The sequence below is a fragment of the Streptacidiphilus sp. BW17 genome (assembly GCF_041262485.1).
Lineage (GTDB): Bacteria > Actinomycetota > Actinomycetes > Streptomycetales > Streptomycetaceae > Streptacidiphilus.
In genome coordinates this window covers 85,223-99,034 of sequence record NZ_JBGCCR010000005.1, presented here as the reverse complement: position 1 = coordinate 99,034, position 13,812 = coordinate 85,223, and the positions used below count along the sequence as shown (strand labels likewise).

The following is a 13,812-nucleotide window of genomic DNA, read 5'->3' as shown; positions in this document are numbered from 1 at the left end:
ACAGAGCCGCTGACCGCACCACCCGATCCGCCCGCAGGAAGGCAGCATTCGATGCCCCAGGAACAAGACCCAGGCTCAACCATCTTCTTCCACCTCACCATCGACGGTGAGAGCCTGGGCACCTTCAACACCTGCGAGGGCCTGGCCTCCTCGGTGGAGATCCACCAGCACCAGGAAGGCGGCAACAACGGCTTCGTCTGGCAGCTGCCGTCACGGGTGACGTTCTCCAACATCACGCTGACCCGTCCGCTGACGCCCGACACGTCCAAGGTCGCGGCCTGGATCAGCTCGATCACCACCGGCATCCAGCGGCCGACGGCGCAGATCGCCGCGCTGCGGGCGGACGGTTCGCTGGTCGCCCGGTGGGGCCTGATCGACGTGCTGCCGGTGAACTGGCGCGGGCCGTCGCTGAACCCGGAGAGCCCGGCGGTGGCCACCGAGATGCTGGAGATCACCCACCACGGCTTCACGGATGCGGGGGCGGCGTAGATGGCGGGCACCGGAGGAGCAGGCAAGAGCCTGGTCCGGGCGACGATCGCGATACACGAGCCGCCTCTCGGCGGCGGCACCTCGCCCGGCGGGGTGATCAGCAACTTCAGCTTCGACTTCAACCCTTCGCAGCTGCAGATCAGCCGCCGGGCCACCTGGAAGTCCACCACCACGCCCGGCCACCACGACGGCCCGGTCCCCGAGTACATGGGGCCGGATCCGCGCGAGCTGTCGGTCGAGATCTTCCTGGACCGTTCGCAGACCCCGGACAGCACCGACGTGCGCAAGAACGTCGAGTCGCTCTTCTCCTGCTGCGAGACGACGGCGTCCAGCATCGCGGCCAACAAGCCGTCCACGCCGTGGGTGATCTTCCAGTGGGGGGCCTTCTCCACGGCCCGCTTCAACGCGTACGTCACCTCGGTCGACGCGACCTACACCCTGTTCAGCACCACCGGGGTGCCGATCCGCGCCACCTGCCGGCTGCAGCTGCGCGAGGTGCCGGGGCAGACGCCGGGTCAGAACCCCACCTCCGGCGCGCTCACCGCCCGGCGGGTGCACCGGGTGGTCGCCGGCGACTCGCTGCAGTCCCTGGCCTGGCGCGAGTACGGGGACGCCACCGCCTGGCGGGCCATCGCCGAGGCCAACGGCATCGACGACCCCGCCCAGCTGAGCCCCGGCGCCGCGCTGATGCTGCCCGCTGCGGAAGAGGTGGGCCGCTGATGCCCGAGTTCAGTTACTCCAACGTCCTCCACGTCGAGATCGGCGGCACCAAGCTGACCGACGCCGTGGCCCGCCATCTGGTCGCGGGTTGGATCGACTTCGCCGCCGGGGTGCCCGGCGCGTTCGAGCTGACCTTCCGCGACCACGAGCGGCTGGTGCTGAGCCAGACCGGCGCCAAGCTGGGCAGCAAGGTGGTGCTGGCGCCGGTCTCCGACGGCCAGGGCGCCGCGTCGCCGCTGCTCACCGGCGAGATCACCGCCATGGAGAGCGACTACGACAACACCGGCAGCTTCACCGTGATCCGCGGCTACGACCTCGGCCACCGGATGCTGCGGCAGCGCCGGGTGCAGGCGTACCGCAACATGACCGCCTCCGACATCGCCCGGCGGCTCTGCGCCAAGGACAGCGTGCCGGTCGGCAGCATCCACGCCACCACCACGGTCTACGACTTCATCACCCAGGCCAACGTCACCGACTGGGACTTCCTCAGCCGCCTGGCGGACGAGAACGACATGGTGATGTCGCTCAGCGCGCGCGGCACCTTCCAGTTCGTCAAGCGGGAGTCCGCCGCCGGTGCTCCCTCCCCGAACAGCGACACCAGCCCGCTGACCCTCAAGGCGTTCAAGGACATCCTGCGCTGCCGGGCCGCCGTGACCTCCGCCGACCAGGTCTCCGAGGCCGTGGCCCGGGGCTGGGACGTGACGGCGAAGAAGGACCTGGTCAGCCAGGAGCCCGCGGTCGACAACCCGGCCATCGTCATCGGCACCACCCCGGCCGCCGCCGTCGCCGCCTTCGGCGAGGCCACGCGCGTCGAGACCGACATCCCGTTCGACACCCAGGCGGAGGTGAAGAACGCCGCAGGCTCGCTGGCCGACGACATCACCGCCTCCTTCGCTGAGCTGGAGGTGACCGTCCGGGGCAACCCCAAGCTGCGGCCGGGCGTTCCCATCGCGCTCGGTGCGGTGGGGGAGCCCTTCGAGGGCAAGTACACCGTGACCGGCGCCCGCCACAGCTTCGGCGACAGCCGCCACTACGAGGTCCAACTGACCGTCAGCGGCCGCCAGTGGCGGTCCCTCTACGGTCTCGCCTCGGGCGGCAGCGGCGGCGCGCCCCGGCTGCCCGGCGTGGCCAACGCGGTGGTCACCGACATCAAGGACCCGCTCAAGCAGGGCCGGGTCAAGCTGCGTTTCCCCTGGCTGGACGACACCTACGTCAGCGACTGGACCCGCAGCATGCAGTTCGGCGGCGTGAACGGCGGCGGGCTGATCGGCTTCGACGTCGAGGACGAAGTGCTGGTCGCCTTCGACCGCGGCGCGCTGGACCACCCCTACGTCATCGGCGGCCTCTACAACGGCAAGGACCAGCCCGGCCGGAACGACGTCCAGCCCTACGACGGCACCAGCGGCAAGAGCGTCCGGCGCACCCTGGCCGACCGCAGCGGCAACCGGCTCGACCTGCTCGACCAGCGCCTCGGGACCAAGCGCGGCGTGCGGCTGAAGACCGGCGACGACCAGCTGACGATCAACCTGGACCGCACCCAGACCGAGATCACCGTCGACAGCACGGGCAGCGTCAGCATCAAGGGCGGCACCTCGGTCTCCGTCAAGGCGGGCGCGAGCCTGTCGCTGGAGGCGGGCGCCGACCTGACGGTCAAGGCCGGGGGCGTGGTCAGCATCGAGTCGATGGGCGCGGTCAGCGTCCGGGGCACGGCGGTCGCGGTGAACGCGCTCGGCGCACTGGAGTTGAACGCGATCGGCGCGGCCGTGCTCGCCGGCGAGGCGTCGCTGGCGCTCACCTCGCCGCTGAACGTGGACATCGCCGGCGTCAACGTCGCCATGGTCGGCGTGGTCACCGCCAACGGATTGCCGGTGGTCTGATGGTGAACAGGACCTGGGGGCAGGCGATCTGATGGCAGAACAGTTTGTCGGCAGCGGTTGGGCGTTCCCGATGCGGATCAGCCCCACCGGTGGCATCGCCCTGGTCAGCGGGGAACGCGAGATCGAGGAGGCGATGCGGCTGGTCCTGGCCACCGCGCCGGGGGAGCGGCCGATGCGGCCCGAATTCGGCTGCGCCATCCACGACATGGTCTTCGCCCCCGTCAACGAGGCCACCGCGGGCCGGATCCAGCACGAGGTCTTCGTCACGCTGGACCGCTGGGAGCCGCGCATCGAGGTCGAGGACGTCGAGGTGACCGCCGGGGACGACCAGGCGGTGCTCTACATCGACGTCCGCTACTCGATCCGCGGCACCAACAACCCGCGCAGCCTGGTCTTCCCCTTCTACGTCATCCCCGACCACGACGAACCGGCCGGCGACTCCCCGGAACCGCGCACGCCGCGCCCGTCCACCGAAAGCGACCGCTGATGGCACTGCCCTCTCCCAACCTCGACGACCGCCGCTTCCAGCAGTTCGTCGACGACGCCAAGCGCTACATCCAGCAGCGCGCCCCGGAGTGGACCGACCACAACGTGTCCGATCCCGGCGTCACCCTCGTCGAGACGGTCGCCCACATGGCGGACCAGATCGTCTACCGGCTCAACCGCGTGCCGGAGAAGAACCACCTGGCCTTCCTCGACCTGATCGGCATCACCCTGTTCCCGCCCTCCGCGGCGCGCGCCCAGGTCACCTTCTGGCTCTCCGCGCCGCTGGACGAGCCGGTGCGACTGCCGATCGGCACCGAGACCGCCACCGCCCGCACCGAGAGCGAGGAGGCGGTGGTCTTCGCCACCGAGCGCGAACTCACCGTCGTCCCCTGCGCCTTGGCGTACCTGGTGGTGCAGCAGCAGGGCGAGCCGACCGTCGACCGCACCTCGGACCTGGCCGAGCACAAGGACGTGATGTGCTTCACCGAGTCGCCCCGGCCCGGCGACAGCATGATGATCGGGCTCAGCAACGCCGTCCCGCACTGCGCGGTGGCGCTCACCCTGGACAGCCGCGTCGACGGTGTCGGCGTCGACCCCCGGCAGCCCCCGCTGGTCTGGGAGGCCTGGACGGAGGACGGCTGGACCGAGTGCGAGGTCGACCGCGACGGCACCGGTGGCCTCAACCGCCCCGGCGAGGTCGTGCTTCACATCCCCGGAGGCCATGTGAAGTCCCGGACCGGGCGTCAGGAGGCCGGCTGGATCCGCTGCCGGGTCGTCGAGCCCCAGCCCAACCAGCCCTTCTACACCACCTCGCCGACCGTGCGTCAGGCCGAGGCCTTCACCATCGGCGGCACCACCGGCTCCGTGCACGCCGAGACGGTCCGCGACGAGCAGCTGGGCGAGTCCACCGGCCTGCCCGGACAGCGGCTGCGGCTCGCCCACGCCCCCGTCGTCGGCGACATCCCGCCGCTGCACCTGCAGGTCGGTGACGTCGACGGCTGGGCCGACTGGGAGGCCGTCGCCCACTTCGCCGCCTCCGGCCCCGACGACCGCCACTTCACCCTCGACGCCGCTACCGGCGAGATCGCCTTCGGCACCGCCGTCCGCGAGAGCGACGGCGGCCTGCGCCAGTACGGCGCGGTGCCGCCCAAGGGCGCGGCCATCCGGGCCTGGCGGTACCGCACCGGTGGCGGACGGTCCGGCAACGTCGCGCGCGGCGCGATCCAGGTGCTGCGCAGCTCGGTGCCCTATGTCTCCGAGGTGGTCAACCGCGAGGCCGCCACCGGCGGCGTCGACGGCGAGACGGTCGAGGAGGCGAAGACCCGCGCCCCCATCACGCTGCGAGCCCAGGACCGTGCGGTGACCCTGCGCGACTACGAGGAGCTGGCCCGCCGCGCCGCACCGGAGACCGCCCGCATCACCTGCCTGGAGGGCGAGCCCGACCAGCACGGCGCCCACGCGGTCCGGGTCCTGGTCGTCCCGCACGCGGTGCCTGACCTCGGCGGTCGGCTCCGCTTCGAGCAACTCGTCCCGGCGGACGCGCTGTTGGAGCGGATCACGCACTACCTGGACGAGCGGCGGCTGATCGGCACCCGGCTGGCCGTCGGCCCGCCCTACTACCAGGGCGTCACCGTCGTCGCCACGCTGCACGCCTTCCGCGGCGCCGACACCGACCGGGTCCGGCGGCAGGTCCACGACGCGCTCTACCGCCACCTCGACCCGCTGGTGGGCGGCGCGCTGGGGACCGGCTGGCCCTTCGGCCGCCCGGTGCAGTCCGGTGAGATCTTCGCCGTGCTGCAGCGGGTGCCCGGCGTCGAGCTCGTCGACCAGGTGCTGCTCCACCCGGCCGATCCGCTGACCGGCAAGCGCGGCGACGCCACCGACCGGATCGACCTCGAGGCGCCGTCCCTGGTCTTCTCCTTCGACCACCGGGTTCGCGTCATCGGCGGCATGGGCGCGGGGGAGCAGTCGTGAGAGGTTCCGTCGACGGGCTCGGCTCCTCCGCGCCGCTCGGCGCGATGCTGCCCGCCGTCTTCGCCGAGGACGAGCTGGCGCAGCGCTTCGTCGCCGGGCTCGACGAGGTGCTGGCCCCGCTGCACAACGTCCTCGACTGCCTGGAGGCCTACTTCAGCCCGGCGTTGGCCCCGGAGGACTTCGTCCGCTGGCTGGCCGAGTGGGTCGGCGCCGAGGTCGACGGCACCGAGGAGGAGGCGCTGCTGCGCGCGGCCGTCGCCGCCGCCGCGCGCCTGCACCGCATCCGCGGCACCCGCCGCGGCCTCGCCGAGGCGGTACGCCTCGCGTTCGGCCGGGAGCCGGTGATCACCGAGAGCGGCGGAGCGGAGTGGAGCGCCCGCCCGCTCGGCCCCGTCCCGGGTGAGCGCCGCCCCCGGCTGCACGTCACCCTGGCGCTGCCCAGCCCCACCCCGATCGACCAGCACCGGCTGGAGGCCCTGGTCTCCGCCGCGCGCCCCGCACACATGCCTTACACGGTCCAGGTGACCGCGCTGGAAAGGAACTGACAGGTGACCAGCCAGAACGCCGACGCGGCCGGGACCGGGCCGCAGGCCTGCCCCGAGTGCGGCACTCCGCCCACCCCGGGCCAGTCCTTCTGCGACGGCTGCGGCGCCGTCCTCACCTGGACGTCGAGCAGTTCGTCGCGGAGCAGTAGCAGTAGCCGTAGTAACAGCAGCAGCAAGAGCAGTGACGCCGCGTCCGGTGCGGGCGCGACTCCTGCCGCGCCGGCCGAGGCGCCTGCGAAGCCCGACAGCACCGCCTCGGCTCCGGCCGAAGCTGCCCCCGAACGCTCTGGTGACGTACCGTCATCTGCCGCCGAGACTACGGTTCCTGCGGCGCGCGAGGCGTCCCCCGACGAGACGCCGACCGAGCCCCTGCCGCCCGCGACTGCTGCCGCACCGGCAGCCGCCGCGTCCACCGCATCCGCCGCGTCCACCGCATCCGACGGCGAGGACGCGGCGACCGCGCGGGCCCGCGCCCTGCTGGTGCCCGTGGCCGACGCGCAGCAGCAGGAGGTCGCACCCTCCATCGCCCCAGTGCTGCCGGGACGCCCGGTCGCCGCGCGGCCGACCGTGCAGGCCCCCGGGGCCGAACTCGGCGACGAGGGCGGCGTGCCGTGTCCCTGGTGCGGCACCGCCAACCGGCCGGACCGGCACTTCTGCCGCCGCTGCGCCATGACGATGGAGGGGCGTCCGGAGGACCCGCCCAAGCTCGCCTGGTGGCGCCGCCTGCCGGGTTTCGGCCCGCGCCGCAACCCGTGGGCCGGGGAACGCCCGCGCCTGCGGAGCAACTGGAGCCAGGTCATCCGCTGGGTGGTCGCGGCGGCCGTGGTCGCCGCCGTCATCACGCTCGCGGTCAACGGCGGCTCGATGGCGCAGGCGGTCGGCGACCACTTCGCCTCGCGTTCCCTCATCCCGCCGGACACGTCGAAGATCAGCGCGTCCAACTCCTACCCGCAGCACGGGCCGGAGTTGGCGTTCGACGAGCACAACAACACCTGGTGGGGCCCCGGTTTCACGGGTGACGACGCGGGCCGGTGGATCCAGGCCGGGTTCGACCAGCCGGAGAACCTGCTCGACGTGATCATCTCCCCGGGTGTGTCCACCAACGCGTCCGACCTCGACAGCTCCGCGCTCCCGCAGACCCTGCAGGCGACCGTCACCGACTCGAACGGCAAGGTCCAGACGACCCTGCTGACCCTGAACCCGAACGTCGGCCCGCAGACCCTCCCGCTGCGCTACGACAACGTCGTCTCGGTGCGTTTCACCATCGAGTCGGCCTACAACGCCTCTCCCACCAAGCAGGTCGCGATCGCCGAGATCGAGTTCTTCGGCCGCTCGCACGGCGGCGGCTCGTAAGCACTTCTCCAGGCGGTATGCAGGGCACGGGACTTGTGGAAGTCCCGTGCCCTTGTACTTTGCTGATGGAACGTCAGAAACTGGCGGTCGTCACCGGCCGTAGCCACGGACGGACCGGCAGCGTGCCGACCGCTTTCAGCGGCGACCGCTGCGCGCCGGGGAGCAGACGGGCTGTCAGCCACGACCACAGGGCCGGTGCGAGGAGCGGGAACCGCTCCGGCGCGCAGTGGGTCGCATCCCGGAGGGCCCAGACCGTGGTGTCCGGTCGCCCGGCGAGGCCGGTGAGGTCGCCGAGGGGGATGTACTGGTCGCGCTCGCCGTTGACGGCCAGCAGGGGACTGCCGCCGGGCCGGTCGAGCAGCTCCCGGAGCGAGAACCGGGCGACCAGGTCGGGCACCGCCTTGGGCTCCGCCAGTGCGGTCATGCCGAGGGCGTTGCCGATGATGCCGGCCATGCCGTACGGCAGCTTCAGCACGTCGACGGGCTCGTCCGCCGCGCCCGTCGGCGCGCCGATCGCGACGGCCGCGTCGACCTCGCCGAGCAGGGCGAGCCGAGCCGCCCACAGGCCGCTGAAGCTGAACGCCATGATCCCGACCGGGAATCCGTAGCGGGCCCGCAGCAGCGCGATGACCTCGGCGTACACGCGGTCGGAGTCCGGCGCCAGCGGAATGCGCGACTCGCCCGTGCCGGGCATGTCGAGCGTGACCACCAGCAGACCCGTGGCGAGGGCCGTCGTCACCGCGAGCCGGTGCAGGTCCATCTTCCAGGTGTCGGCCCCGCCCGACAGCACCAGGATCCCCGGCCGTGGGGCGACCCGCCGCCGGTAGAGGTGCAGCGGCGTCGGGACGTCGTCGACCTGCCGGTGGAAGCGCACGGGAAACCGGTGCGACGCGGCGAGGTAGCACTCCAACTGCCGCTCGTGGGCCTGGATCCGGGCGGGCGTGGCGAGCGTGGGGAACCTCGCGGCACCCCAGTACAGCGACGCCTGCACCAGCCTCCCGCGTGCCGCGGCGCGCTCGGCCTCGCGTCCCCACACCGGCGTCCAGCCGGTTTCCCCCGTGCCCCACATGTCGTCGATCGCGTCCCGCGCCCGGGCGATCGTGGCTTTCGGAATCCCGCACGCCGCGAACTGGGCGGCCCGCTCGATGACCACCGCCTGCGGGTCGACATCGTAGGTGAACATACCGACAGCATGGGAGTGATCGCCGGTGCCCGGCAAGCGCTTTGAGCTCTGACGCGACGTCAGATCAGATCCTGCCGCAGGTCCGTTCTCACGGCAGCGCGCCCGCCTTACGGAGCAGCACCGCGCGTTCCCGGGTGTTGCCGCAGAGGCGGGCGGCGAGTTCGAGCTCGGCGCGGGCCTCGGTGGTGCGGCCCAGACGGGTCAGCAGTTCGCCGCGGACGGTCGGCAGCAGGTGCAACCCCGCGAGGCGTCCGGAGGCGGCCAGGTCGTCGACCAGGTCGAGCGCCTCCTGCGGGCCCGTCGCCATGGCGACGGCGACGGCCCGGTTGAGCTCCACCATCGGTGACGGCGCGACCCGGCCGAGTGCCTCGTAGAGCAGCACGATCCGGTCCCAGTCCGTCTGCGCCACCGAGGGCGCCGACGCGTGGCAGCCGGCGATGGCGGCCTGCAGCCCGTACGGTCCGAGACCCCGCCCGGCGGCCCGGGCCCGCGCGAGCGCCGCGATCCCGCGGCGGATCGCCGCGCGGTCCCACAGCCGGCGGTCCTGGTCCTCCAGCAGGACCGCCTCCCCGTCCGGCCCGGTGCGCGCGGGGAAGCGCGCGGCGGTGAGCTCGAACAGCGCGAGCTCGCCGTGCACCTCCGGTTCGTCGGGGAGCAGCGCGGCCAGCATGCGGGAGAGCCGGGTGGCCTCCCTGGCCAGATCCGGGCGGAGCAGGGCGTCGCCGCTGGTCGCGGTCGACCCTTCGCTGAAGATGACGTAGAGCACGCTCAGCAACCCGCCGAGCCTTTCCCGCCGTTCCTCGGCGGGAGGCAGTGCGAACGGCACGCCGGCGGCGGCGATGGTCTTCTTCGCCCGGGTGATCCGCGCCTGCACGGTCGGCACCGGCGTAAGGAAGGCCCGCGCGATCTCCTCGCTCGTCAGACCGCCCACGGCGCGGAGCGTCAACGCCACCCGCGCCTCCGGCGAGAGCACCGGGTGACAGGCGACGAACATCAACGCCAGCACGTCGTCGTCGACCCGGTCCGGGTCGAACGGCAGGTCGTCCGGCCGCTCCGGCGGCTGCACCGCGCCCGAACTCGCCTCGCCCTCGGCGAGGGGGTTGGCCAGCAGCGCGTACCGCTCGTCGCGTGCGGAGCGGCGGCGGAAGCTGTCGACGGCACGCCGCCGGGCGGCGGTCAGCAGCCAGCCCACCGGGTTGGCGGGCACGCCGTCGCGGGCCCAGCCGACCAGGGCCTCGGCGACCGCCTCCTGTGCGACGTCCTCGGCCAGCTCGAACTGCCCGGTGTACCGGGCCAGCGCGCCGACGATCCGCGCCGACTCCATCCGCCACACCGCCTCGACGGCCCGCCGCGCTGCCTCCGCGCGGGGCGCCTCCCCGCGCGGCGGGCCGTCGAGCGGGCCGTCCGCAGCTGCGGCCATCAGAGCTGGCCGGTCCGCTCGCGCCAGGCCCGCTCCTTGACGATCCACTCGTTGTCCTGCGGGAACTCGTCGATCGCCGGAACCCGGCGGATCTCGCACCGCGACCCGGCGATGGCCGGCATCCGCCGGGCCCACTCCACCGCCTCCTCCTTCGAGGCCACGTCGATCAGGTAGAAGCCGCCGAACAGCTCCTTCGTCTCCCCGTAGGGACCGTCGGTGACGATCGGCGTCTCGCCGCTGTAGTCGACGACGACGCCCTGGCCCGGATCGTCCAGCCCCTCGGCGGCGAGCAGCACGCCGGCCCGGATCAGCTCCTCGTTGAAGCGGCCCACGGTCTCCAGCATCTGCTCGAACGGCGTCTCCATCATCTTCGCGAGGGACTCGTCGGTGTTGCGCATGATCAGCATGTACTTCGCCATTCCGGCCTCCTGGGCATCGGGGGTCGCCTTCCGACCCTCTCTACCCCAGGTCGAACGGCGTCGCAGCGGATCGACACAGCCGACGGAGAATTTTCTCCCCGATCGCGATCATGTCCGCGTTCACGTCCGCGATCACGTCCGCGACCGCGTTGGCGATCACAGCCCGAACAGCCGCGCCGCGTTGTCGTGGCACACGGCCCGCAGCCACTCCTGGCCGAGGCCCAGCCGTTCCAGGGCGTGGAGCTGGTGGACGTACGGGTAGGGGATGTTGGGGAAGTCGGAGCCGAGCAGGACGCGCTCGCCGAGATCGGCCAGCCGCGGCAGCGCCCGGCGCGGAAAGGGCATGAATCCCTCGGCGAAGTCGGTGAACGCCATCGTGGTGTCCAGCCGGACCTGCCCGTACCGCTCGGCGAGGCCGAGGAAGTCCTCGTACTCGGGCATGCCGAGGTGCGCGACGACCAGCCGCAGCTCCGGATGGCGCGCCAGCACCCGCGCGATCGGCTCAGGGCCGGTGTGCTTGCCGGGCGCGGGCCCGGAGCCGCAGTGGATCACCACGGGGATCCGGGCCTCGGCGAGCAGCCCCCAGGCGGGTCGCAGCAGCTCGTCGGCCGGGTCGTACGCCCCCACCTGCACGTGTGCCTTGAAGACGCGCGCACCCGCGTCGACGGCCTCGCGGACGTACGCCTCGACACCCGGCTCGGGGAAGAGCGTCGCGGTGTGCAGGCATCCGGGGGTGCGCTCGGCGAAGTCGGCGGCCCAGTCGTTCAGCCAGCGGGCCATGCCGGGCTTGTGCGGGTAGAGCATCGAGGTGAACGCCCGCACGCCGAACGCCCGGAGAACGGCGCTCCGCTCCGCCTCCTCCTGCCGGTAGGTGATCGGCCACTCCATGCCGCCGATCAGCGGCCCCTGAGTGTCGAAGTAGTCCCAGACCTTGTGCAGGACGCGTTCGGGCATGAAGTGGGTGTGCACGTCGACCAGTCCGGGCAACCCGAGGCCACGCCAGAACCGGCGGACCTCGTCGGCCTCGGCCTCGGCCGCGGGGCCCGCCTGCGCCGGCGGCGACGTGTGGTGATCGTTCATGGCGCTCACGATCGCCCGCGGACCCCCCGCGCGTCCACCCGGCCGGCCGTGCTGTGCCGTCGAACGGGCGCCGGTCAGCCGTCAGCGGTCAGCGGTTCTTGAAGTCCTCGATGGCCGTCCGGACGATCTGCCCCAGCACCTCGCCGCCCACGTGGCCGGCGTCCTCGCCGATGTGGAGGCGGACGTCGGGCCAGCACTTCGCCAACTCCCAGGCGGTCTGCGGCGGGCAGCCCATGTCGTGGCGGCCGTGGATCAGGACGGTCGGGATCCCGGCCAGCTTGTGGGCGTTGCGCAGGAGTTGGTCCTCCTCCAGCCAGGCGCCGTTGCTGAAGTAGTGCGCGCAGATCCGGACGAACGCGATCTGCGCGTCGACCTCGCGGTCGCTGTACATGCCGGGCACGCCGTTGGGCTCGTTGGAGATGACGGCGTCCTCCCAGGCGAGCCAGTCGGCGGCGGCCTTGGCGCGGACCGCGCGGTCCGGGTTCTCCATCAGCCGGGCGTAGGCGGCGAGCAGGTCGCCGTCCCGCTCGTCCTCGGGGACGCCGTCACGGAACCGGTCCCAGGCTTCGGGCTGGAAGAGCCCGGCGCCCCGGTAGAGCCAGTCGGTCTCGGACCGGCGCGTGGTGGTGATCGCCTGGATGACCATCTCGCTGACCCGCTCCGGGTGTTGCTGCGCGTAGGCCAGGATCAGGGTCGAGCCCCAGGACGCGCCGTTGAGCAACCACCGCTCGACGCCGAGGTGTTGGCGCAGGCGCTCCATGTCGTCGATGAGGTGCTGCGTGGTGTTGAGGCTCATGTCCGCCGCCGGGTCGCTGGCGTGCGGGGTACTGCGGCCGCAGTTGCGCTGGTCGAAGCGGATGACGCGGTAGTACTCGGGGTCCCAGGCCCGCGTGGGCCGCCGCGCCGCCCCGCTGCCGGGGCCGCCGTGGACGTTCAGGGCCGGCTTGCCGTCCGGGTTGCCCAGTTGCTCGTAGTAGATGCGGTTGCCGTCCCCGGTGTCGAGGTAGCCGCTGTCGTAGGGATCGGTCGGAGGATAGAAATCAACCATGACCGTCCATCCTAGGGAGCGTGTGATGGTTGCTCCTACTGGTTTTTGACCATGGGTCAACAACCATGCACGGGTCAGGTCTTGGCGGGCCCTCGCTTCGGAGGCTCCTTCTTGCCGGGTTCCCTTCCCCGGGGTTCCGTCTGCCTGCGACTCCGCGCGGGATCACGCCGCCGGAAGTGGCTCTCCACGTGCTGCTCCGGCCGCCTGCGCTCCTGCAGGGCGATCGCGTCGAGGACGTGCTCGTCGGCGCGGGTCAGCGGCGGCTGTACCAGCGAGCGCGGCCAGAGCCGCCGCATCGCGACGACGTTCACCTCGGCCGCGTAGAGCGACAGTTGCGCGCCGAGGTAGAGCCACCACAGCAGGCCGAGGACGGTGCCGAAGACCCCGTACACCTGCGTGGTGTGCCGCAGCTCGTGTGCGACCAGCACGCCGCCGAAGGCCTGCAGCGCGGTCCAGCAGGGACCGGCCAGCAGGCAGCCGGGAAGCAGCCGCCGCCACGGGACCTCGTGCGGGGTGAGCCGTCGGAAGCAGGCGAGGTAGAGGCCGGCGTTGAGCACCGCCGAGCCCAGCAGGCCCAGTACCGTGACGACGGGGGCCGGCCCGACCAGCCCGCTCAGCAGCCCGGTGCCGGTGGAGACCAGCAGCAGACCGAGGCCCAGCATGAGGATGAGCACCAGCGAGCGGGCCAGCCTCGGGAGGTAGCCCGGCCGCCGGACGTTCGGCACGTTCCACACCTGCGCCATCGCGAACTGCAGGCTCTGCGCCAGGCCGAGCGAGCCGTAGAGCAGGCCGAGGCAGCCGAAGGTCACCGCGATCAGACTGCCCTGGAGACTGTGCACGTTCGCGCGCAGTTGGTCGCCGATCACCGGGAAGTCGGCCAGGGCCGAGTTCAGCACGTCGGCGCGGAGGGAGGGGCTCCCGCGCAGCGCGAAGCCGAGCGCCGTCGTCAGCAGCAGGAGCAGCGGGAAGAGCGCCGCGAACGCGTAGTAGGTGATCAGCGCGGCCAGCTGCCCGCAGCGGTCGTCCCCGAACTTGCGCACGACGCCGATGACGAAGCCGAGCGCGCGCCGACGCTGCTGCCAGGCGTCGAGCCGGCGGATTCCACGTTCCACGGCGTTCATGGCTGCCTCCGGTGCCGTTCCGGCCCCGACGGACGGGGTGCCTCGGGCATCTGCCCGCGCCAGCGCCCGGTACACCCGCGCTTTCGAGGGCGGCGCT

At 72.3% G+C, this 13,812-nt stretch carries 13 protein-coding genes; 7 read left to right on the top strand and 6 right to left on the bottom strand.

Going from position 1 to position 13,812, the window contains the following annotated elements; all coding sequences use genetic code 11:
• Positions 1-51: 51 nt before the first annotated feature.
• The 7 genes from ABH940_RS08050 to ABH940_RS08020 are packed head-to-tail and all read left to right on the top strand — an operon-like array spanning position 52 to position 7,444.
• On the top strand, positions 52-489 hold the full coding sequence (locus ABH940_RS08050; RefSeq protein WP_370064043.1) for a phage tail protein: 438 nt from the start codon (positions 52-54) through the stop codon (positions 487-489).
• Positions 490-1,209, top strand: coding sequence for a LysM peptidoglycan-binding domain-containing protein (locus tag ABH940_RS08045; RefSeq protein WP_370064041.1), 720 nt, complete (start codon positions 490-492; stop codon positions 1,207-1,209). It begins immediately after the preceding gene.
• The gene (locus tag ABH940_RS08040) at positions 1,209-3,086 is read left to right on the top strand and encodes a VgrG-related protein (RefSeq protein WP_370064039.1); all 1,878 of its coding nucleotides are present in this window, start codon (positions 1,209-1,211) and stop codon (positions 3,084-3,086) included. Before ABH940_RS08045 ends, ABH940_RS08040 begins: the two co-directional genes overlap by 1 nt.
• Positions 3,087-3,117: 31 nt before the next feature.
• Entirely contained in the window at positions 3,118-3,573 is a 456-nt protein-coding gene (locus ABH940_RS08035; protein ID WP_370064037.1) for a GPW/gp25 family protein, read from the top strand.
• A complete protein-coding gene (locus tag ABH940_RS08030; RefSeq protein ID WP_370104926.1) occupies positions 3,573-5,546 on the top strand; it encodes a putative baseplate assembly protein in 1,974 nt (657 codons plus the stop codon). The genes ABH940_RS08035 and ABH940_RS08030 overlap by 1 nt, the downstream gene beginning before the upstream one ends.
• Positions 5,543-6,091 (top strand): phage tail protein, encoded by a 549-nt coding sequence (locus tag ABH940_RS08025; protein ID WP_370064033.1) that lies wholly within the window; start codon positions 5,543-5,545, stop codon positions 6,089-6,091. Before ABH940_RS08030 ends, ABH940_RS08025 begins: the two co-directional genes overlap by 4 nt.
• A 3-nt stretch (positions 6,092-6,094) precedes the next feature.
• Positions 6,095-7,444 (top strand): zinc ribbon domain-containing protein, encoded by a 1,350-nt coding sequence (locus tag ABH940_RS08020; protein WP_370104925.1) that lies wholly within the window; start codon positions 6,095-6,097, stop codon positions 7,442-7,444.
• A 73-nt stretch (positions 7,445-7,517) separates the two neighbouring features.
• On the opposite strand, the gene ABH940_RS08015 is transcribed toward ABH940_RS08020, so the two are convergent.
• The 6 genes from ABH940_RS08015 to ABH940_RS07990 form a co-directional block, all read right to left on the bottom strand.
• Entirely contained in the window at positions 7,518-8,627 is a 1,110-nt protein-coding gene (locus ABH940_RS08015) for an alpha/beta hydrolase (protein WP_370104924.1), read from the bottom strand.
• An 88-nt stretch (positions 8,628-8,715) separates the two neighbouring features.
• Complete coding sequence (locus tag ABH940_RS08010) at positions 8,716-10,047, bottom strand: RNA polymerase sigma factor (protein WP_370104923.1); 1,332 nt, start codon at positions 10,045-10,047, stop codon at positions 8,716-8,718.
• On the bottom strand, positions 10,047-10,466 hold the full coding sequence (locus ABH940_RS08005) for a YciI family protein (protein ID WP_370064024.1): 420 nt from the start codon (positions 10,464-10,466) through the stop codon (positions 10,047-10,049). The genes ABH940_RS08010 and ABH940_RS08005 overlap by 1 nt, the downstream gene beginning before the upstream one ends.
• Positions 10,467-10,622: 156 nt before the next feature.
• Positions 10,623-11,546, bottom strand: coding sequence for an amidohydrolase family protein (locus tag ABH940_RS08000; RefSeq protein WP_370064022.1), 924 nt, complete (start codon positions 11,544-11,546; stop codon positions 10,623-10,625).
• Between the two features lie 88 nt (positions 11,547-11,634).
• Entirely contained in the window at positions 11,635-12,594 is a 960-nt protein-coding gene (gene pip, locus ABH940_RS07995; RefSeq protein ID WP_370064020.1) for a prolyl aminopeptidase, read from the bottom strand.
• Positions 12,595-12,668: 74 nt separating this feature from the next.
• The gene (locus ABH940_RS07990) at positions 12,669-13,715 is read right to left on the bottom strand and encodes a YhjD/YihY/BrkB family envelope integrity protein (RefSeq protein ID WP_370104922.1); all 1,047 of its coding nucleotides are present in this window, start codon (positions 13,713-13,715) and stop codon (positions 12,669-12,671) included.
• Positions 13,716-13,812 lie beyond the last annotated feature (97 nt).